Source organism: Psychrobacter sp. 1Y4 (genome assembly GCF_051847555.1).
The window spans coordinates 1-527 of record NZ_JBPYDE010001116.1 but is presented as its reverse complement, the minus strand read 5'-3'; the positions used below and the strand labels follow the sequence as shown (position 1 = coordinate 527).

The window sequence follows — 527 nt, the reverse complement described above, 5'->3', positions numbered from 1 at the left end:
CCCAGATAATAGAGGTATTTTAGATCAAATCGCTGCATTAAAATGGGTGCAGCAAAATATTGCTGACTTTGGTGGTGATCCAAACAAAGTTACCTTATTTGGTCAATCAGCTGGTGCTGAAAGCGTCGCGGTACTTTTGGGTACTGATAAAGCAAAAGGCCTGTTTCAACAGGCAATTATGCAAAGTCCCCCTATGCAGTTTGTGACCACAGAGCAGGCAGGTCGAGTCAGTACGCTCTTTGCTGAAGCGCTTGGAGTGGCACCTACGACGACCGATATCTCTCAAGTACCACTTGACGATTTGGTCTCTGAAGTGATTAATATCGGCAATACGGTAAAAGATAGAGACGAGTGGGGCATGATGTCTTGGGGTGGCACAGCATTTTTGCCTGTGACCGATGGCGATATCATCAAAGAATCACCAATGAAAGACCTGATAAAATATGCAGATGCGTCTATTCCAGTGATTGTCGGTAGTACCGATCAAGAGGCAAGGCTTTATTATGTACCAGAAGGTGCTATTAATA

General features: G+C 44.4%; 1 protein-coding gene. It reads left to right on the top strand.

The window, feature by feature from the left end:
- A partial coding sequence (locus ACS8FC_RS20710; RefSeq protein WP_439298167.1) for a carboxylesterase family protein occupies window positions 1–527 on the top strand: 527 nt, incomplete at both ends.